This is a genomic window from Embleya sp. NPDC001921 (assembly GCF_053594475.1).
This window is the reverse complement of the sequence record NZ_JBSFEO010000010.1, coordinates 44,246-64,646: the sequence shown is the minus strand read 5'-3', so window position 1 is coordinate 64,646 and position 20,401 is coordinate 44,246. Positions and strand designations below refer to the sequence as shown.

Annotated in this window: 15 protein-coding genes; 9 read left to right on the top strand and 6 right to left on the bottom strand. The window is 66.1% G+C overall.

The features are described 5' to 3' along the window. Positions 1-78: 78 nt before the first annotated feature. The 5 genes from ACWCPW_RS14410 (at position 79) to ACWCPW_RS14390 (ending at position 5,083) form a co-directional block, all read left to right on the top strand. Complete coding sequence (locus ACWCPW_RS14410; protein WP_449761836.1) at positions 79-1,077, top strand: hypothetical protein; 999 nt, start codon at positions 79-81, stop codon at positions 1,075-1,077. A gap of 232 nt (positions 1,078-1,309) precedes the next feature. Beyond that, on the top strand, positions 1,310-1,669 hold the full coding sequence (locus ACWCPW_RS14405; RefSeq protein ID WP_449761835.1) for a hypothetical protein: 360 nt from the start codon (positions 1,310-1,312) through the stop codon (positions 1,667-1,669). A gap of 46 nt (positions 1,670-1,715) precedes the next feature. Continuing rightward, entirely contained in the window at positions 1,716-1,928 is a 213-nt protein-coding gene (locus tag ACWCPW_RS14400) for a hypothetical protein (RefSeq protein ID WP_449761834.1), read from the top strand. A 365-nt stretch (positions 1,929-2,293) separates the two neighbouring features. Continuing rightward, a complete protein-coding gene (locus ACWCPW_RS14395) occupies positions 2,294-2,533 on the top strand; it encodes a GNAT family N-acetyltransferase (RefSeq protein WP_449761833.1) in 240 nt (79 codons plus the stop codon). Between the two features lie 663 nt (positions 2,534-3,196). Further along, positions 3,197-5,083: a hypothetical protein gene (locus ACWCPW_RS14390; RefSeq protein WP_449761832.1), complete on the top strand. Its 1,887-nt coding sequence runs from the start codon at positions 3,197-3,199 to the stop codon at positions 5,081-5,083. 116 nt (positions 5,084-5,199) lie between these two features. Here ACWCPW_RS14390 and ACWCPW_RS14385 read toward each other — a convergent pair whose 3' ends face one another. The 6 genes from ACWCPW_RS14385 to ACWCPW_RS14360 all read right to left on the bottom strand — a co-directional run bounded on the left by ACWCPW_RS14385 (position 5,200) and on the right by ACWCPW_RS14360 (position 13,755). After that, positions 5,200-5,547: a hypothetical protein gene (locus tag ACWCPW_RS14385; protein WP_449761831.1), complete on the bottom strand. Its 348-nt coding sequence runs from the start codon at positions 5,545-5,547 to the stop codon at positions 5,200-5,202. 342 nt (positions 5,548-5,889) lie between these two features. Then, positions 5,890-6,840, bottom strand: a complete 951-nt coding sequence (locus tag ACWCPW_RS14380) for a hypothetical protein (RefSeq protein ID WP_449761830.1) — start codon at positions 6,838-6,840, stop codon at positions 5,890-5,892. A gap of 646 nt (positions 6,841-7,486) precedes the next feature. Continuing rightward, complete coding sequence (locus ACWCPW_RS14375) at positions 7,487-8,749, bottom strand: hypothetical protein (RefSeq protein WP_449761829.1); 1,263 nt, start codon at positions 8,747-8,749, stop codon at positions 7,487-7,489. 1,085 nt (positions 8,750-9,834) lie between these two features. After that, entirely contained in the window at positions 9,835-11,769 is a 1,935-nt protein-coding gene (locus ACWCPW_RS14370; protein WP_449761828.1) for a glycosyltransferase, read from the bottom strand. 16 nt (positions 11,770-11,785) lie between these two features. Then, a complete protein-coding gene (locus ACWCPW_RS14365; protein ID WP_449761827.1) occupies positions 11,786-12,841 on the bottom strand; it encodes a hypothetical protein in 1,056 nt (351 codons plus the stop codon). Between the two features lie 563 nt (positions 12,842-13,404). Then, the gene (locus ACWCPW_RS14360; protein WP_449761826.1) at positions 13,405-13,755 is read right to left on the bottom strand and encodes a hypothetical protein; all 351 of its coding nucleotides are present in this window, start codon (positions 13,753-13,755) and stop codon (positions 13,405-13,407) included. Between the two features lie 550 nt (positions 13,756-14,305). Between ACWCPW_RS14360 and ACWCPW_RS14355 the strand changes: the two genes are divergently transcribed. The 4 genes from ACWCPW_RS14355 to ACWCPW_RS14340 all read left to right on the top strand — a co-directional run bounded on the left by ACWCPW_RS14355 (position 14,306) and on the right by ACWCPW_RS14340 (position 20,320). Then, positions 14,306-14,947: a transposase gene (locus tag ACWCPW_RS14355; RefSeq protein ID WP_449761825.1), complete on the top strand. Its 642-nt coding sequence runs from the start codon at positions 14,306-14,308 to the stop codon at positions 14,945-14,947. Between the two features lie 735 nt (positions 14,948-15,682). Beyond that, positions 15,683-17,854, top strand: a complete 2,172-nt coding sequence (locus ACWCPW_RS14350) for a DUF4135 domain-containing protein (RefSeq protein WP_449761824.1) — start codon at positions 15,683-15,685, stop codon at positions 17,852-17,854. 254 nt (positions 17,855-18,108) lie between these two features. Continuing rightward, on the top strand, positions 18,109-19,011 hold the full coding sequence (locus ACWCPW_RS14345) for a hypothetical protein (RefSeq protein WP_449761823.1): 903 nt from the start codon (positions 18,109-18,111) through the stop codon (positions 19,009-19,011). 1 nt (position 19,012) lies between these two features. Beyond that, positions 19,013-20,320, top strand: coding sequence for a JmjC domain-containing protein (locus ACWCPW_RS14340; RefSeq protein ID WP_449761822.1), 1,308 nt, complete (start codon positions 19,013-19,015; stop codon positions 20,318-20,320). Positions 20,321-20,401: the final 81 nt, after the last annotated feature.

Here is a 20,401-nt window from a genome sequence, read left to right as displayed (position 1 = left end):
TGCTCCGCCGATGAGCCACTATCCCTCGAGGCGCGATCTTTTGCGCGGGCCGCTCGGGCTGCTCCCGGCACCATGGTGATGACCGAAGACGACGTGAGTCCCGCGACGCTCATTGCCGGGATGGCGCGGCCGTCCTGGCGTCGTGACCTGTACCTGACGTTGGACACCCCGAACAACACCACCCCGCTGAGGAACGCGATCGCCCGTGCGGCGGCCACGGCGGCGGTGTCCGCCCCGGAACTTCGCCGCATCGTCGAGACGCTCGTCGCCGAAGGGCACGAAGACCTCGGGACCGGGTTCCTCGACAACCCGAACATGTCCGAGGCGTACCTCCTCCGGCTGTGCGACCGAGGCGTGCTCATCGGTGCGTTGGGCCATCGTGCCGGGCCCCGCAGCCTGCTGCTGCGCATGTGCGAGGTCCACCGGTACCCGGAGTCGGTCCTGACGGTGGGGCTGGAGTTCTATCGCGATCCCTCCGTCCGGCCGGAAGAGTTCGCCGCCTTCGTCCGCCGATACCACGATGTCTCGGGCGGATCGCTGCTACGGGCGCTTGCCGAGATCGATCCCGACTCGACACTCAAACAGACCGCGTACGAAGACATACTCGGCACGGCGTCGACGGACCTCGCGTGGAACGCGGTCGCGTTCCACGCCCGAGACCTGGCGAACGCGGAGGCAGGCGACGTCGGCCGACTCGCGCGGTTCCTCGACCGGCACCCCCACGCCCACGTCCTCGCCCTCCTGCTCGAGTCGCCCGTCCCGGACCCGGCACGCAACGAACTGCTCGAATCCCGCGCCCGCGCCTCGACCGATCCACACGTCGCCGACGCGCTCCGCCGCCGCGAACACCGCAGGCTCGCGTCCAGTCCATCCCTCGACGCGGAGGCCGCCGCCGCACTCGCCGCCGGCGACGCCCCGGACGTCCTCGTCCTGCTGGCCGCGAACCCGCGAACCCCGCGCCCGATTCTGCGCGAGCTGAGCCGCCAACGAGCATCGGAAGGCGCCCGAGCCATCCGCAAGGCCGCCACGGACACCCTTCGCCGCACATCCTCGGCCGAAAGACCTCCGGCGCCCTGACAACGTCCGAAACGTCGCGGGACAACACCGTGCCGCACATCCCCAGCCTGCGCACGCGATCCTCGTCGAGGCATCCCGCGGCGAGAGCTCTGGACTGAGAATCGACAGCCCGTTCCGCCGTCGCTCCGACTCACCCGTTCGGCAGGGTCGACTCGCCGCAGTCCAGTGGTTTCGTGCTCGTGGGCGTGCGGGTCGGACGGTTCTGGTTGACTGGACGTCGGAGGAGGAGATCATGACCGCACAGCACGCCGAGTGGGGCGACGAGCCGCTGGTTCCGATGCCGCCCTTGAAGATCCGGGCGCTCCGGGAGGCGGTGGCCGTGTTGAGTCCGACGTACCTGCCCGAGTTCCAGCAGGAGGAGGACGAAGCGCTGGACTGGGTCGCCGAGAACCTCCAGCCGAACGCCGTGCGGCTCTTCCTGCGCAAATGGGCGGTTTTCGTGGCAATCGAGCGCCGCCCGGCGCTGGCTCGACGTCTGCGGGAACTGGAGCGGGTCGTGGCCCGGTCACACGATCCCGAGGAGATCCGAAACGCGGGTACCGAGATTGCCCGACTCCGTGCCGAGGCGCACCGTGAGATCGCCGGTGAATGACTGGGCTTGGGAATGGCTGCCCAGTCTGGAAGAGGTTGCCGCAGGCTTGCCGACCGAAATTCTGTCCGCCGTCGAGAAGGCGGCCGCAGACCTGGCCACGGTCAACTCCATGGTCTACCTGGACGGAGTCGACTTCCAGGGCACCGGCCCAGGCGTGCGCACGCACAGCGACCCGGGCCGCAACCTCCTCTTCGAATACCTCACCGTCCCCCGTCAGGAATGTATCTACATCACCCAAGTCACCTGGCTCGGACTCTGACACCCCGGACGGGATCACCGTCCGAAGGCGCGTATCCTCGGCACCCCACCTCCCGATCTCACGGCGCATCACACCCAGATGCTCGAGGTCGCCACCCACGACCAGGTCGTACGGTTCGCCCGCACTCCTGAAGGGCGCGTCGACCAGTTGACCCGGCGGGATCAGGGCTGCTCGATCCGCAGGCGCCACGGCTGGTCTTCCGGGACACCACCGAGACGTCGACGAGGGTCCACGACGGCACGGCCGAACCGCGCTCCGTCGAGGTCGACGACGCCCGTGATATTCCCGCAGACCCGCGCCTATGCGCGGGTCGAGGCCATCGTCGGGGCGAGCACGCCCGGACGTGGCTGTGTGGTGCGCGGGAAGTGGACGAACTCGCGGTGCGTCCGGGCTTGCGGGGCTCGGGAGTGGGTCGAGCGCTGCCGGCGGCGGTGACCGACGACACCCCTGCCGAGAAGTGCCGGCTGCTGACCTCGGCGCACATCGACGTGGCGGTTCGCTTCTACGAACGGGTCGGATGGCACCGAGTCGGTACCGACGAATCAGGCATCACGGTCTTCCTCGGACCGCGCCACCCCGCCGCGAACCCCCACACATCCCGTTGACCGCCCCGCCGCTTTGCCGCCTCACGGAGCTGAGGGCGTTCCCGTGACCGGGGTCGATCTCCACATCGAACTCGTGCGCCGGGCCACCGGCGCCGGTCGCTCCTCGGGGGTCGCGTTGCGCGAGGCCGTGTGGTCGGGTCGGTCCACGCCCGAGTGCACCCGAACGGCCGGCGCCGTCGCGGCGCCCTCGCGATCACGCGGCATCGGCCGCGCCGGGACTTCGCGCCCGCGCCCTGCGGCCCGCCGTCGTCTCGCGAGCGACGGCGCGAACGATGGGTGGTCGTGCGTGGCCGTCCGGTCGCCACGTCACCGTTGCCGCTGTCGGCGTGTGGGTTCGTGTGTCGTCGGACGATACGGATTCGTTGTGTGATCCGCGTCGTCGTTTTGTCGAACGTGCCGTCGGATCGGGGGTGTTCGGCGCATGATCGATGGGTGCGCGCTCGTAGGGGAAGGGGCGGCAGCGGATTCGTCCGGTGGGGCTGTGACGGGCGTGGAGTGGGGATTGTGGGGGACATGGTGGGGTGGTTGCGGGCTGCGGTCCGATCCTTGATTTCGGTGGTGCTCGTGGTGGGCCTCGCCGTGGTCACCGGATGCACGGCGGGTGGCGGTGGAGATGACGGTGACGGCGGGGGATCCGTCAGGGGGGCGAATCCTCAGGGGAGCGTGTCCGTGTCGGCGCCGGCCAAGGCGTTCAAGGGGGCCTCGCCGGCCCTGCGGTTGAGTACCGTCGACGACGTACCGCCGCCGAGTGGCGGATACAAGCTCTTCGGCAAGCTGACCAAAATCGAGGTTCGAGGCGGCGAACTCGCCAAGGGGCGGGCCACGGTGACGATGGACTATCCCGCCCAGGCGACGCCGCAACAGGTGGAGAACATCCGGGTGTTGCGCTACGAGGGCAACGAATGGCAGGCCCTGGTGCCGGAGCACGTGGACACGGCGCAGCATCGGGTATCCGTGAGCACGGACCGCTTCTCGCTGTGGGGAGTCGGGTGGTGGGATGTCGAACAGGCGATCTCGACGACCCTCACCAAGGCGAGGAATCTGCTGAGCACCGACGGTGTCCTGGGCATCGGCAAGCGCACGGCGACCCCGCCCACCGTTGAGTGCGCCTACCCGGCGCTCACCCTCACCCTCGACGTCGGGAAGTTCGTACCGGACGCGATCACGTGCGCCAAGTTCGATGTCGCCGACGCGTCGCGACGAACCCTGGATCTGTACGTGAGCAATCCGCACTTCACGCCGTTCCTGCTCGATCTGCCCGCCGGGGTCCGTTTCGTCGAGGCCAAGCCGGACCCGGACAATCCCTATACGCTCCTGGCCCGGACCATGGCCGCAGCGCAGAACCTGCCTGTCGCGTTCCTACCCGCCGGGGGCATGATCCGGCTCAAGGTCGACTTGTCGAAGCCGGCCGCCAACGCCGCGATCACCGGCACCCTGGACGCGGCGACCCCGCTGTTGGATCTGGCCACGGCCACCTTCAAGGGCATGCTGCCCGCCGAACCGACCGATGCCGTGGTCCGGGCGGTGGCCGTAACCCACGAGGCCGCCGAGGCGTTCGCCTGCCTGTACAAGCGCGGGACGGAGATCCAGAAACTGCCGAATCCCTCCGCCGCCGATATCGCCGGCCAACTCGTCGCGGGCGCCCGCGAGTGCGGTGATTCGATGCGCAAGCTCGGCACCCGACTCGCCGTCGCCGTCAGTCGTCAGGGCTGGACCGCGGAACAGGTCGCGTCGGCGGCGGGCAAGAAGATCGAGGAGGAATGCGAGAGGCACTGCCCCGGAATGGTCCGGGCGATCCTGGTGATGTGGGAACACGAACCTCTGCTCATGGAGGTGGGGGCGTCCATCGCCGAGGGAGCGGACGGATTCAGGGTCTATCGCCTGGGACTTGCCGGCGCCGAGCCGCCTTTCGCCCGACTGGCCGAGGTGCTGCCGGGCAACAACATCCCCGGGTTCACCGTCAGGCCGCCGATCGTCGACAACAACAACCGCTTCGGCGGCGGCACGCTGGAGACCGTGCCCAGCCCCGGCACTCCGTGTGTGGACGAACTCAAGGGCAAGCACTGGGGCACCTGGCTGTATCCACAACCGCAATTCGCCGCGCGCTCCTATCTCGCCGACGACATTGCCACCACGATCACCGTCTGGTACGTCCGCAAGGACTTCCGCGACCTCACCAGGGACTACTTCGTGCAACTCGTCGGCAGTGGCAAGTGCACCCTCAAGCCGACGGGCAGATATCAGGAGAACCTGGACGAAGTCTCCGAGCCGTACGCTGGTCCGCGGGTGAAGGGCCTGGCCGACTTCCGCGGGTTCCTCACCTCCGTGCAGAACGGCGACGGTTTCCACACACGTCCCCGCGCCGCGCTGTACGACCCGAGCACCGGGGTGCTCGTGCTGGTCGAGGGGCGAATCGCCGATTCCGCGAACCCGGAAGGGGATTCGGCCCCGACCCTGGATGCCCTCGAGCGGCGGGTCGGCAGTCAGGTCGAGTACTTCGTCCACCGGCTCGATGAGCAACTCGGGACACAGTTCGTCCCGACGAACTGACATCCCCATTGGCGTTGAAGAGCGGATTCCGGCTCGCCGGATGCCTCCGGCTTCACTTCGAAGCCGGAGGCCGACACGTCGACTACGCCCACCGGGACGCGGATCCGGCCACTTGATCAGGAGGTTCGCGGATCGTCTGTGACGAAGTCGAAGGTCCCGAGAAAGTACGCCCCTTCCTCCGCGTCTTCATCGTCGACGGGACCGGGTTCGTCCATGTACTCGTAGTTGAAGAGCGCAAATACGTGATCGACCTCGGTGATCCCTGCGGCGAGGGCCGCCGCCTCCGCCGCATCGATCCAGCTCTTCGAGTAGCTCTTCCCACAGCAAGCATCGCGGAACGGCATCAGCTTGCCCATGCCGCCCACTTCGGCGTAGTCATGGTCGAACCAACCGATGGAGTCGTTGTCTTCGTCGAAGCTCGTGTTGAGCCAGATCGCAACCCGTCCACGCTTCTCGAACAGCACTTCATCTCCTGGTATTTCATGATTTCGAATGTGCGCCGACACAGCACACGGTCCGCCGCCGCACGCGCCGACGAGTCACGCGTCCTTTCGATGCAACGACTGCGCGTGCCCACCGATGCAATCGCTTGTCAGGGCGCTCCGATTGGAGAATGCCGCCAAGGACGGTCGCTCCGAAGGCGGCGCGTATAGGCGAGGGATGGGCGCGAACGTCGCACGCGTGCAGCGTTGTTCCCACCATCAAGCAACGAGACGATGGACCCCGGAAGAGCTGGGCCGACTCCGTCGCTCTGTGCGCTGCCGAGCACAACGGAATCAAGGCCATCGGAGGTGCAGTCGAAGCCTTTATGAGCGGTCCGTGAACTCCCGGATCTCCATTTCATGTTGCGCTTGGAGTCGCAGGGTCGCTTCCAAGTGGTGCAGATCGGTGATGATGTGGTCGTCATGATCGAGCACGCTGTGAGCCAAGCCGAGCAACGCGTAGTCATTGTGGGTTGTGGACCACTCGAAGAGCAGGTCGATCAACTCGTCACTGGTCTCGCTCGGATCGGGCGCCATACGCACGCCGAGCCGCCATCCGCCCGTCCACAGGCCCAAGAGCGCGGTGAACATCGCGACGCAATGCCGTTTGTTCTCGGGCTGCGCCTCGGACTTCACCCGCGCGACCAGATCGGCGTACAGCTCCGACATGCCCAGGCCCAGCACTCGTGCACCCGCATACGCCCACCGGTTCGAACCTGTGGCGGTGCTGTGGGCCTCCCACCACGGATTCCACAACAGTCGGGTGAACTCGTCACGGGCGGCGTCGCCGTACAGCGCTATTCCGAGGATCAGCCCGCCGTTGCAGTCCGTCGACGCACCGCCCTCACCCCACTCGACGAGCCTTCCCAACCACGACGGGTCACCCGTCTTCGATGCCAGTACCGGAAGGAACTCGGGGAACAGGTTGTCGCCGAGATGCCGCTCCAACGCCTCGGCGATCTCGGCTTGCAGACCCCGACACGGCAGGTGCAACAACCCCAGGCAGGCGTCCGTCGACCCCCAATACTCTCCCTCGACGTAGTTCCACAACAGCCGCTCGGCCGGTTCGTACCCGAGACAGCCGACGGCGTGCAGGACCTCGGTCGGCACACCGTCACGCAGCCTGCCGGCCTCCACGCTCGCGTCCAGCAGGTACTCGGCCATCGCGAGGTCTCCGTGCCGGGCGAAGACCGGAATCAACTCCTCGCGCGCCTCGGGATCGTCCAGGAACGCCGGGAGCAGCGCCTGCGCGTCGGATCGGGACCCATACCGCATCACCACCTCCACGACACGCGACTCCCACGGCCGGGTTACCTCCGTCGGAGCGCCGGCATACCTGTTGAGCAGTTCTCGCGTCGCCCGTAACTCCGCCACCATGATTCCCTTTCTTGGCACGACAACGCCGTAAATTATGGCCGAGGGCTGCGCTCCTGGCGACGGAGACAGGTCGCCCACAGAACCGGGACCCCTTGGCCTTCGAGGACGTCACCGGCCATCGCGTCGACCGTGTGGGCGGGGGCGGCACGACCGGCAGCGACGACTGGCTCGACCGCTGCGTCGTGTTCCGGCGGTTCACCGTCGCCACCCGCACCGGGCCGGCGGCGCCGGTCACCGAGGCAGGACGGTTCGGCGTCGACACCCACGACCCGGACCGGCGAGGATACGGACGTGTCGCCGCTCGCGTCGGAGGCGACCTGCGGGGTCCATGCGGTCGAGGTGGCGGAGCCCGGCGCCAGATCCGTGCCGGTCGATCGGTTCGGTATACGCTCCCGGGAATGCCGGGCACCGTCCGGGAACTCATCGGCATGGCCTCAGCCCGTGGCCCGGTTCGGTCGGGCCGGCGCGTTGTCGAGGAGGATGTGGACGAATTCGGGTCGAGGTGCTCACATTCGGGGGACGTGTCGGCCCTCGGTAAGCCCACTCAGAAGGGAGCGTCTTCGGCTGGTTGCGTCGCCGATCCGACGTACCGCCTGCATGCGGCGTGGTCTCCCGGGAGGTTGTAGGGCCTGAGCAGGAGGAGGAAGTCGGCCCACCGCCAGGTGTGTTCGTCCAACTCGGCCAGCGCGTGTACGACCTTGCGTGTAACGGCGTCGAGTTCCTCGTAGCGCGGGAGCGGGCGCGACCTGCCCGCACCGAAGGCCACGTGCAACACGGCCGCGGTCACGGCGAAGGCCGACGGCCCCGACGTCCGTGCCAAGCCCGCGAGCAAGGCGTCCAGAGCACCGACCCCGACCGCCCGGTCGGCCGCGACCAGGGCGAGTGAGGCGTAGCCGCGCAGGTCCCCGTCGTGGAACGGTATGCCGGGCATGCCTTGTTCGGGAGGATCGACGACGGCCGCCGCCAAGACCTCGACCACGTCTTCGTCCAGCACCCTCAGACGTGCCAACCCGGTCGCGGCTGCCCAGCGCACCACCGGTTCGCCGCCGGCGCTCAGCCGCCGACGCAGCACGTCCGCCATCTCGGCGTCGTCTGCGGCGGCCATCAGCGCGGTGGCGATCAGGATGCCGGCCTCCACTCCCGGCAGCGGTTCCACGGCGAGCAGATCGAGCAGCCGCGGCAGGATGTGCTCGGACTCCTCGGGGAACCAGGCCAGCACATACACCGCTCCGGCGCGGACCCCGGGGTCCGGATCGTCGAGCAGCCCCGCCAGTCGCGGCACCTGTGCCCTGACCGCGTCGTAGACGGCCAGTTCGTGGCGCGCCCATTCGTAGGAGCCTTCGGGATCGAACATGCGCAGGCGCATCTCGCGCACCCGGCGGTCTCGCGCGTCGACCGCCTCGTCCACCCACTCCTCGACGCGGCGCCGCATCGCGTCACGGTCCCCGGAGCGTAGTTCCTCGACCTCGGTCCGCCGGCCCGCGATGTCCAGGCCCCGGGGGAGGTGGCTTTCGTCGTAGCCGACCGTGAGCGAGCCGATCAACGCGAGAATCTCGGCCCGCCCCTGCGTGGCCGTATCCGCCGCCAGACCGACAAGGAAAGGCACCGCGAACGTGGAGGCTTCGTAGCGGGACCCCTGGTGGAAGATGTTCCCGTACAAGGCGCCCAACGCCCTCTCGCGGGCTGCGGAATCATCCGACGTCAGCGCGCGGATCTGGGCCGGCACATCCCCCGCGGAACCGTACGCATGCTCCAGCCCCGCCCAGTCGACGGCGTCCAGGCCGTCCAGTGCATCAAAGATCGTCATGTGCCATCATCCTTCCCATTCGACCGATATTCGACGAGTGCCACGGTCGAGCGAGAGCCGCACACCGTCGAAGCCGGAACGATCAGCGATACGAACACGCGTGAACGCCTCGTGGGCCAGACCCTTGAGGCGCGCCCGCGCCCTGACGGACCCGGCCAATCTCGCGAAGGTCGCCGAATCCGCCACCCGCGCGTACCTGGACGCGGCCGCCGCGCGAGCCGGCCACGCCATCACCCACGCGCGCCGCCGACCCCGGCGAACAACCCCGCCTGCACCGCCGTCCCGACCACACCACGGCCGGCACCGACAGCACAACCCGGCTCGACCACGCCCAAGCCGACCTCGACGACGCGCTGCGCCGCCTCGGGAGATTCGCGCCGATCCGCAGCCGAACGCAAGCACTGCGGCGCTCGGCCGCTCGTGGCCGACCGCCGGTCGGTGGTGTCCCAGGGTTCGTGTGTATCGGCCACGCGGACGGTGAGCGGGACAACCACACTGTGTCCGGCCTTCGGAACGGACGGGCAGCCGCACCGTTCCACACTTCGGCGGTCCTTCGCGAGCACGGCGCGGCCGGTGCCCGAGGGGCGGGGGCGACCGGCCGCGGCGTGTCCGCAGGAGCGTTCGGGCCCACACACGAGCACTCCGCGACACCACTCACCATCGCCTCCCGGTTGATCCACGCCCGACGCGCCGCGCCGCACCCGGGAGACGCGTTCACCCGACAGGACGCGCCGGCCCCGCAGTCGAGCGATGCCGGGCACAACTCGATCACCGTCGATGCCCGGCGTTTTCCCCACCTCGGGCCCACGGATACCGTTCTCGATCCCGATCCTGGAGGCCCCGAATGCGGGTCATCCCGAATGGATCAATGACGAGGACCATCCGTGCAAGGCTGTCGGCATCGCAGACGCCGCCGCGCGTTCCAACGGGGAACTCCGCGCGATGCACCGCCGACTCGGGCATGCGTTGCGCCCGAGTGCCGGATGGTGGTGCGGATCCGATCAACCGTAAGGCGGCACTCTCGTGTGGGGTGGGTTCTCATGTCGATGAGGCCACCACTTCTCGAATCCGCTCGAAGGCGGGCGTCACCGTACGCCCGGTCCCGCCGGGTCGGGGTCGGACGCGGAAAGCGCCCGCTCGGGGGTCGGCGCCGGGTCCCCGGCCGCCGGGCGCGGATCGGCGGCCGATGCCGCCGGCCGGGTCCGGAGGTCGCGTTCGGCGAGTACCGCGAGCAGGGGTGCGCAGGCGTACACCATTGCCTGCCATCCGAAGCCGAGCGTGAACAGCACGGTGGGGACACCGACCGGCAGGGCGATGGGCGTCGCGACCGCGATGCTAAGGCAGCCGAGCCCGAGCACGATCTCGGTGCGGGCGTCGCGCAGACAGCGGAATCCGGCCGGTTCGGCGTGGAACTTGTCGGTGCGCCGCCACTGTGTCGGCTTGCCGATCAGCACCCCGAACGACGCGCTCGACATCGTGGGTTTCACCGCCAACAGTGCGACGCAACCGCCCACGAAATCACGGAAGTCGGCCCCGACCGCGGTGGTGAACAGGATCCAGCGCATGACCCGGCGGCCGATCAGGAGCGCGCCGAAGGGCAGCAGCAGTTCCGGACCGAGGTCCGGCATCTCGTGGCCGCCGAAGACGAGGCAGAGCAGGACCACACCCATCGGCAGCGAGAGCACGCCGAAGCCGGCCGTCAGCACCACCAGTCCGTAGTGTCCGTGTCGGATCCGCTGGCCCCGGGTGAGCGCGGACGCTGCTCCGAGCCTGCCGGGCAGGAAGAGCCGGACATGTGCCTTGAACTCCTGACCCGGCCCGTACGTCCAGCGGTAGCGCTGCTTCTTCAACTCGGAGAGGGTTTCGGGGATCAGCCCCCGGCCGTAGGCCCGGTCGAGCAGGACGGAGCCGTATCCGGCGGCATGCGCGCGGATGGCGAACTCGGAGTCCTCGGTCTGGCACCACTCGGCCCAGCCGCCCGCTTTGTCCAGGGTTTCCAAGCGAATCAGCGACATGGTGCCGACGGTGATCCCGGCCCCATGCTCGTCCCGTGACACCATCTCGGTGACCTGCGCCCACCGGTAGCCGGTGTTCGCCATCCGGCCGTAGGTGGAGTGGCGGAAGTCCCGGTAGGCGTGCGGGCATTGCACGAAGCCGAGCCTCGGATCCGCGAACAGCGGCACCGTGTCCGCCAACCATCGAGGCTCGACCTGATAGTCGGCGTCGACCAGGGCGACGAGTTCGGTACGTGGATCCAGGCTCGGCCGCGCCCAGTTCAGCGCTCCGGCCTTCGCGCCGGTGATGCCCTCGACGTGCAGGAACCGAAAACGCGGACCCAGTCGCGCGCAGTGTGCCTCCACCGGTCGCCACAGGTTCTCTTGGCGGGTGTTGTTGTCGATCACCAGCACTTCGAAGCGGGGGTAGTCCAGACGGGCCAGCGCGTCGAGGGTGTCGATGACGATTCCCGGTGGCTCCGAGTGGATCGGAACCTGGATGGTCACCATCGGCGGATTCGGTATCGGCGACCGGTCCGTCGGTGCGATCGCCGTCCGTCGCCATCTGTGCCGCAGTGCCACCTCCCAGCCCTCGAAGAGCTGCATCAGGCTCGAAGGCGTCCGCAGCACGCCCATGACGGCGACGAGCCACATCGGCACCGCAACGATCGCGCCCGTCGAGAAGTCCGACAGGTGCACGAAGCCGACGACGCTTCCCGCGACCGTCCCACTCACCACGGTCGCCCAGGCCAGCGCCCCGGCGGGGCGGAAGTCGGGGGCCAGACACGTGATCAGCATGCCGATCGCCGCCGCCGCACCGGCCGTCGCGGCTACCGTCGTGACGTCGCGGCCGGTGAGTACCGCCAATGCGGCCGCGACGGCAAAGCACCCGATCGGGTCGCCGATCGCGGCCCCTCGGCGAGCCGCCCTACCGGACCGCACGTCGACGGCGAGCAGCACGACGGCGCAGCCGTGTGCGACGCCGGTCAGCACGAACACCGTCTCCACGAGGGTGGCGAACCCCATGTCTCGAACTCCTTGATCAACCGAACGTCGAACGTCGCACGGCGACGGGCCCTCGCGGACCGTGGGAACCCAAGCACGTATTCGTGTCGGTCGCCTCCACGAGCATCCGCAGGGTACGGACCAGCGTGGGAGGCGGCCTTCCTTCACGGAGCGAGAGAATCTGCGACGGCTCCATCAGCAACTCCCGCACGGTGCCCGGCAACGACCGCATGTTCTCCGGACGCAGACGGCGCAGGACCAACTCGGTGGGCATCGGCCAGGACGTCAGCCGGGCGGTCACGTGACGGCCGAACTCGCGTAGCTCGTCGGGGCGAAAGACGTTCGTGTACGCGGTGAGCGCGTGCCGGCACTCCTCCTGGACGTCGGCCAGCACACCGGCGCCTTCGCCCCGGGCGAACCTGTCGAGGTGTCCGACCCCGTCGCGGTGGGCGTGCAGGGCCAGGGCGAGCTGCGGGGTGTTGACCAGCCACCGCTTTCTTCGACGGAAGGCGTGCAAATCTCCGACCGGACGGAACACGCAGTCGCGGTCACCGCCGATCAGCCCGGCCAGGATTCGCGCGGACGATCCGCCGGCGGTCGACCACGATCCGTACCACTCGGTGCGGGCCCACACCCGCCCGCGCCGCACGTCCGGCGGCAGGCACATGCGGTCGACCACGGTTCGCGTGAAGTGCACGGTCGAACCCGCGAATCGCCGCGCGAGCGCGGTAAACGCCGGGCCCACCCGGTTCTCGCAGGCCGCCACGACCAACGGCGGCACATGGCGCAGGCGGGCCCGGGCCGCCAGAGCGCCGCCCAGGGCGGGCACGAACCCGTCCAGGTTTGCCTCGCCGAGGGCGGTGGTCAGCACGACCGTGTCGGGATCACGGACGCGGGCAGCCCAGGTGTCGACGTCGCCGGCGTCCACGATCTCCGAACCCCGGCTCAACCTCACTTCGGACGACCGCCAGGCGCCGCCGACGGTCCGGGCACAGCGGCGATAGCCACCGTGCGCGACGAGAGCGTCCATCAGCTTGCCGGACCGGGGTGAGCGCCGCTGCACGATGGTGAGGTCGCCACGGGCGGCCGTCATCGGCACGATCAGACCGAGGCCCAACGCTCCGGCGCCGAAGTGGACGTGACGCATCGCTACCCTGTCGCCTGGCTCCACCACCGCGGACATGGGAGAGACCCATTTTCGCCGGCCGAATGCTCGATGCGTATCCGCGTGGGGCACCGCCGAAGGAAGGTTCTGTTCGTGGTCGGCTCTGAGCAATGCCGCCGCCGATTCATGATCATCGGTGTCACCCGTCCAGGCACAGGAAATACGCGTCACCTTCGGTGTGAGCGTGTGCCCGGGTGGCGGCTGGTCGTCGGTCGGGTCGATGTGTCGTGTGGGTGCCGTCCAGGGCTTGAACGTCTCGGCTGCTTCCCCGCGACACCGGGGAAGCAGCCGGCAAGCCGAGTGCCTCGACCTGCGTAGGCGGTCGGTGGCCGTCGATCTCCGAGGACGCCTCGCTGCCCACACCTGGTTCGCTCACACCGGGGACGTGGTGCGGCGACATCACGCACCTCGGTGGATCGACCGCGTGTGGTCGCGGTCCTGGCGGGGGGTCCACGGCCTGGCGGGGCCGGCCGTGGACCCGGGGGAGGAGGTCAGGCTCCGATGGAGGTTCCGGCCCGGTCTTCGACGGGGGCGTATTCGGCGTCGCCCTCGAAGGCGGCCACCACGCCGGTGGCGGTCACGTCGCCGACCAGCAACGGCTGGGCCAGGCGTGAGCCGCTGTCGTAGCGCGCGATGCCGCGCGCGTCGGTGGTGGCCCGGCCGATCTCGCGGTGGGTGGTGGAGGAGCGGAAGACGATCTCCCGGCCGGCCAGGGGGGCGTCCGTGGTGGCGTCCCGCAGGTTCGCCTCGAACTCGCCGCTGATGGGCGCCTTGGCGACCACGTGCCCCTGGACGTTCCTGACCTCGAGGATCGCCTTCTTCGCGCCTTGTGCCTGCGTCATCGTCATACCCTTCGTCACAATCAGCGGTCCGGAATTCGCACTCCCGGCTTCACTCACCGTGCATCACGGATGCACATACCGCAACTGTATGGTTGTCGGTCGGTCGATCGTGTGGCCTGGACGTCGCCGATGGCAGAGCACCTCAAGGTGACCGGGCGGTCTACGGCAGGAAGAACCTTCGCGAGGTCCTTCGTACCGCACATTTCCGAACACCTGGACCACGGAGAACCGGCGCCGTGCGGAGCACCCGTTTCGTGCCGCCGCGGGCAAGCGTGGCCGTCCGAGAGCGCCGAACGGCGTCCGAAACGTTCAAGACTCGACCCCCAGGTTTCCCGGAGCATGGTGGCAGATACCCGATCCGACCTTCCCTTACGGACGTTGCACCGTGCTCCTGCGCATGATCCGCGAAGCGATCGCCCTCGCGCTCGGCGGCCGGGCGGCGCCCGCCTCACCGAGGTACAGGCCATCGGCCTGGGCAAGGACGCCCTCCTGCGACTGATCCAGGCCCTGCCCGACCCGGAGGTCTGCACGGTCCGGGCCCTCGGGGTCGATGACTTCGCTCCGAAGAAGGGCCAGGTCTACGGAATGGTCCAGGTGGACATGGAGAGAGCCCGCGTCCCGTCGACGTCCTGCCCGAACGCTCCGCAGAATCGCCCGCTTCTCCGAGGCTGCACCAACTCCGACCGCCCCCACCGGGAGCTTCGCGAGCGCGGCCCGGCCGTCGGCGAACGCACCGTCCGACGCTTCGTCCACGACCCGACGACAACAACCGGCCCGTCGCCAGTCCGTCCGTCCCCAAGGCCCGAGAGGTCACCACCGTGGTCCCGGCCCACCCCGACCACCGCACCGAGGACGACCGCGCCACCTTGAAGGACCTCCGAAGCCGCCGTCCCGATCTCGATTCCGCAGTTGTCTCGACGCGCGCTCTGCGGAGCTCGCCGTTCACCTCAGCGGACGGGAGAAGCTCGAACGATGGACCATGGACGCCGAGACGAGCACCTTCTCCGAGCTGCGAGGATTCGCCACCGGGTTCCGCAAGGAATGGGACGCCGTCATGGCCGGTCTCTCCCTGCACCGGAACTCCGGCCCCGTCGAAGGTCACGTCAACCGGATCAAGATGCCGAAAAAACGGCAGATGTACGGCTGGGCCAAGCCCAACCTTCTTCGTAAACGTGTTCTCCTCTACCGATGAAGATCAACACGAAGGACTGTCGCGGAACTCGTGACAGAACCAGATCAAGATGACCGTTGGCACCTGTACACAGCCGACTGTGACGCACTCTCCCGCGTACAAGACCAGCCGGATATGTTCGGAAGGGGTTCGACCGAGACGCGTGCAACGGGTGATCGCGATCGTGGCCGTCGTATATTTACTAGATTCCGATTCTTTTCAGTGAAATGATGAATTTTGAGAGCGGATCCGGATTCCAGGTCTCGAAGCCTGGCGGAACTGTTGTCGGAACATCAAAATAGAAGCACCGAGGAGAACGCCTTCTCGGGCGATCTCGTCATGTGAAAGGGTATTTTCATGGATCTGGATAGCACCGTCATTTCAGAGTCTCCGATGGACCTGGATGCAATTCTCGGTGAACTCGAGGTGGATTTGCCTGCCGGTGCCGACCAGGCTGCCGCCCACACTTGTGCATCGAAGTGGATCTACTGCATGTAACTGCATGAGGGCCACTCGCCATCTATGGCGAGTGGCCCTTTGTTGTATAGAAATGCGGACTGGGGGAACATGGCAATCGTGCTCTGGGAGATAAGACCCGATCGAGATGTCTCGAAGATATCCTATTCCGGGATATCCGGTCGAATCGTGCAGGCTGTGCGAACGGGTGGAATTCCGGGGATCTTCCCGATCGCGGCAACGGTTCAACCGGACGGGACGCACCGCGAGCGACCTCTTCGCGGTGAGGCGGATGCGTGCATGATCACGGAGGTCCTGTCCGCTCCGAGATTTGCACCGCTGAAACGGCTTCTGGAGGACGTGGATCTTTGGTGTACGAAGGCGAGCGTTATCCATGGGGATCTGATCGATGCTTCGATACTGTCGCCGGTCGATGGCGAGCTTTTTACTCCTCTCCTCCGCGAGGCTTTTGCGACCTGTGCGTCGGCCACGCCGAAATTTGCTCAACAGTTCATTGCTCGACAATGGATCGAATTCCAGGCTTTTCTGGAGTCCTTCTTTATCCGGTTGCGGCGTGACGCGACGACTTCCTGGTTCGATGGAACAGGATTTGCATTTCCCGTGGTAGGACTTTGGACACACGACGCAGAGACCCACAACGGGCGCCTGCGTGTGATTCGACTGCATATGCGTGGGGGGCGGCGGGTGGCCTACAAGCCAAGGCCTGTCGGAAGTGAGGAATTCTTCCTTGCGGATGGTGCCCTGTTCGACCTCATCAACAGGTTGCCGCAGGCTCCCGGGATGGTACGTCTGCCCGTGCTTCAGGTTCGCGCGGGGTCCGAGTCGCATCGGGGTTCCCATTCTTGGCAGGAATGGGTCGAATCCCCAGCTCAGCGGGCATCGATTCGACGTTCCGGAGGGCACCGGCTGATCGGCACTCGACTGACCGCAGCCGAATCCCGACGCTTCTGGCGCGATGGAGGTTCGCTGGCTGCCGCTTGCTTCGGATTCGGAATAAGAGATCTCGGCGAGGATAACGTGGTCGTCGGCACGGCTTCCGAAAGTCACGAACCACGGCTTTATCCCGTGGATCTGGAAGTCCATTTTGCTCCTGTTCGGCGACTGTATGATACCAACTTGATAGCAGATCCCGAGGTGCCCGAGAATCATCATCCAGGGGTGGAGAAAACTCCCCGGTGGTGTACCTCGGGAGGACCTTCGGTTTTTCTCACCAAGACTTCGAACGGCATTTGGCAGTTGCGTCGTCGCTCCGATCCGTGGACACGGGGCGAGACGAGATCCGTGGTGGTCGATACGCGAGGACGGGCAGGCTACGGGCCCTATCTGACGACCTTCCTACGCGGGATGTTCGACGCCTGGGTGCTCATGTGTCGAAACTCTGGCCGTATCGTGGAATTCATTGAGGCGATATCCTTGGAATCCAATGTCCGGGTTCTCCTGAGAAATACGTCGGACTATATGAGTTCACTCGAAGCGCGAGCCCTGGAGATTATTGAACCCGGCTCCATCGCGTTTTCACAACCTGAGATCGAGCAGCTCGAGAGACTCGATGTGCCCTACTTCTTCAGAGCTTCCACCGGTGGGCCACTACTTTTTCTGGACCCGCTTACATCGACACCCCGAGAGGTTGACCCGGCCCAGATGCCGGGCGATCTGGTGCTCCCATTCGATATCAAGGATCTAGGCGCGCGACTCACACTCTCCGGTATCGGAGTAGGGATACGGGACGCGATCGAGTACGTCTTCGAGCAGTTGGAAGTACACGATATCGTCGACATAGAACGAGGGGTCACTCTTCACCTGGTAGATCGCAACAATGGCGAAGCGCGATTCGATTGGGCGGAGATTGGAAAGCGCATCATATATAGCTGGGACGAGTCCACGATCCGACTTCGCGTCGAGGAGATTCCCACGCCAGAACCAATCAACGCGACCATCAGGCGGCAACTGCTGCGGCTGGATCGCGTCGATGCGAGGCTCCGTGGAGAATGGGCCGCGGGTGGGTTTGCCGACACCATTCTCGAGCGCCGGCTCAGAATGTTGACGGATGCCGCGATGCGGTGGCTCCGTACGGTGGTCGACGAGAACGGGTGGCCGGGTCGGGCGCTGGTGGGCCGACGCGCTTCGGACGCGGCCTGTCGTCTGGTCCAGCATGCTGTCGACCAGTCGGACCGTCTCAAGGAATACCTTGAACTTGTCCGGGCATCGGCGCGGACGGGTGATGTTCCCTGGCGGCAGGTGGCCTACCTGACAGACACGTTGCGTATCGCAGAGGACAGACCTCAGCTGTACGGGACGAAATTCCGGATGCGAAACGGCAGACTCGAGCCCTTTCCTATCGAGGACTTCGGTAGCGTGGACGAACGCAGAAGAAGCCTGAATATGGAATCACTCAAACGCTACGAGAACCGCATCCGACTTCGATTCCGTGATCAGGGGCACTTTTTGTGAACCCTATCGATTGGACCGATTTCTCCGTCCGATACTGGAATACGGGCCCCGCGCACATACCCGGAGCCGGAGTGATTGTGCTAGCGCAGGATGCCTTCGAACTTGCGACGTTGGCCTGTGCTCCGTTTCGTTCCGGAACCCGATACGGGACGCTGCCGGACGTAACCTTCCTGACGAAGAATGGAAGAATCGGTGCCCCAGGCCGCCTCTTGCCGGGCAGAGCGGATGCGAGCGTCGAACTCTATACGCAACGCTTGACCGCGAGTCATGCCATCGATGGCCATTTGCTGGTCGTTCGTCAGGCGCTCCATCTGAACCCGGCTCTGTGGCTACGGGTGCGCAGCATGCTGGCGTCGCTCTGGAGTGAGACCGGCTACCCCACGGTATCGGTGCCCTCGGAACTCGTGCTGGCCAGTGGTCTCGGGGCGAGGGCGGACACCCCTGTGGGCTACGCGGTGTTGACGTGGGTCTTGCGCGGTGCCGTCGAGGTTCACTTTGCCGAAGATGAAACGATGTCGGGGGTTGCGGGGGACCTGCTGTACTGGCCCGCATCCCACCGACCCACGGTCACCTACCAAGGCGGTTGTCTGACCCTGCGACTGTTGATTCCCACAGGAGGACACCTGCCGACCGGCGAAGTGCGGGATCTGTTGGGCCGGATGACACAGAAGCGAGCCGGTCTGATGGCCGCCCCATACCTTCCGTACCCCCCGGTATACGAGGCAGACGGTTCCTTGCCAACGATGCCCTCACTGCGGACTGCGGCCCTGAACCTGCAGGCATCGAGTAACGACATCCACGCCGAGTGGACGCTGCTCGTCATGTTCGCCAAGTGCGTGAGCGCCGGCGGATTGCAGCCGGTGCCTGCGGCTGCATCGGACGTTGAGCTCCAGGACGATCAAAAGCTTGCTCTCGCCACGGACGTGATCCGATTGCCGAGCAGCCGAGGAAGCAGCATCTGGGCGGCCAACGGCCATGCATTCTCGATTCGTGGCGCATTTGCTGATCAGATGCTGAAAGAACTGCATACGTCCGAGTACCTCACGATCGGCGGACTCGTTCGCCTTTCCGGCGCGAACGCTCGCGACGGCAGGCATCTGCTCCGCAGGCTTCATGCCCTCCGTGCCGTGGACGTGATCTCGGCTCAAGGAGACTGAAATGTCCGAACCGGCCGTGGAATGCGAACTCGACTGGCGCGTTTTCGCCGACCAGTACTGGGATCGCAGACCTGTACTCTTTCGGAATACGGGAACACCTCCTTTCGTCGAGGGAGAGGTATTCACCGCTGCGGTGAAATCACAGGCCGCGACCAACACGAATCTCGTTCCGCTTCATACTTCCCTCACGATCGAACGAGAGTGGCAACGAGAGGCCGGTGGGTTCTTGCCAGTCGTAGCCGACGGATCCTTCGAAGGCTACGAGAGGCGATTGGGCCACGTGTTGGCGGGTCGCTGCTACGCGTTGATGTTCAATATATTCCATGCCTTTGATTTTTCTGTCTGGATGAGGGAGCGTGACTTCTTCGAAAGCCTGTGGCGTCGCGTGGGAATGCCCGTGAGCGGCGCTATCACCACTCTGTTCCATGGAAACTACGACTCCAGTCCGGTGGGAGTGCACAAGGATAATTTCGCCACATTCATGTTCGGGCTTCGAGGCCGCAAGAGAATGCGCTTCTGGTCGCATCGTCCATGGAGCGAGGAGATCACGACGAAGACCGACTATCGGCGCTACATTGGGGAATCGTTCGCTGTGGAGGTCGGGCCCGGTGATCTTCTGTACTGGCCTGCGAGCTACTATCATGTAGGTGAGACAGTGGGTCGGGAATCTGCTACCAGCGTCAACGTCGGAGTTCCGCGAGGAGAACACCAATTTGCCCACGACGTGGATGCACTGCTGATCGACCTCGATGCGGACAGAATGGCAGAGAACGGATTCTCTATTTCCGACCTGCTGCCCGCAGTACGCTCGACAACAGCCTCGGGTCCCGACGCGTACGGATATCTTTCATCATCGCTTCCTCCGCCCCTCGGTGAAGCGCTCGAGATCTTTCGGGAGTTCGGTCACACAAGGAATCTCGAGGCACGTCTTCAGACTCTGTCCCTGCGCCGCTGGACGGCAGTGGGATTCGAGCCGCCACCTTCGCCCAGGGCTGGGCGCAGGCTCGCAGACGGTGTGATCATTCGCGGGGAGAAGCGGTCACCTATTCGCTTCGTCAGCCTGGACGATGAATCCTGTGCATTCGGTGCCAATGGCCACTCGATCGTCTCGTCCGTACCTGCAACCCGAATGAAGAGTATCATCGAAGACTTGAATTCCGGCAAAGAGTTTCAGGTCGGCAATCTTGTCCACTCGATATCGGAAGGAATATCCGATCGGATGGAAAAAAGAGCCTGTGCTGCTACCGAAGTCCGCGAACTCCTCGAGCGGCTGGAGTCTTTCCGGGCGATAGCGAGGGTTCGCGAATAGTCTGTCGGAACATTCGACGATATCTGTCCATTCCGGCAAGATCGCAACGGCGGGGTCATCGGACAACGGCGTGGAGGTCCG

Excerpts from the sequence above, each read along its gene's own strand:
- ACWCPW_RS14410 (WP_449761836.1), top strand. The coding sequence starts at position 79 with ATGACCGAAGACGACGTGAGTCCCGCGACGCTCATTGCCGGGATGGCG.
- ACWCPW_RS14405 (WP_449761835.1), top strand. The coding sequence starts at position 1,310 with ATGACCGCACAGCACGCCGAGTGGGGCGACGAGCCGCTGGTTCCGATG.
- ACWCPW_RS14380 (WP_449761830.1), bottom strand. The coding sequence starts at position 6,840 with ATGCGGTATGGGTCCCGATCCGACGCGCAGGCGCTGCTCCCGGCGTTC.
- ACWCPW_RS14375 (WP_449761829.1), bottom strand. The coding sequence starts at position 8,749 with ATGACGATCTTTGATGCACTGGACGGCCTGGACGCCGTCGACTGGGCG.
- ACWCPW_RS14370 (WP_449761828.1), bottom strand. The coding sequence starts at position 11,769 with ATGGGGTTCGCCACCCTCGTGGAGACGGTGTTCGTGCTGACCGGCGTC.
- ACWCPW_RS14365 (WP_449761827.1), bottom strand. The coding sequence starts at position 12,841 with ATGACGGCCGCCCGTGGCGACCTCACCATCGTGCAGCGGCGCTCACCC.
- ACWCPW_RS14360 (WP_449761826.1), bottom strand. The coding sequence starts at position 13,755 with ATGACGCAGGCACAAGGCGCGAAGAAGGCGATCCTCGAGGTCAGGAAC.
- ACWCPW_RS14355 (WP_449761825.1), top strand. The coding sequence starts at position 14,306 with ATGACTTCGCTCCGAAGAAGGGCCAGGTCTACGGAATGGTCCAGGTGG.
- ACWCPW_RS14350 (WP_449761824.1), top strand. The coding sequence starts at position 15,683 with ATGATCACGGAGGTCCTGTCCGCTCCGAGATTTGCACCGCTGAAACGG.
- ACWCPW_RS14340 (WP_449761822.1), top strand. The coding sequence starts at position 19,013 with ATGTCCGAACCGGCCGTGGAATGCGAACTCGACTGGCGCGTTTTCGCC.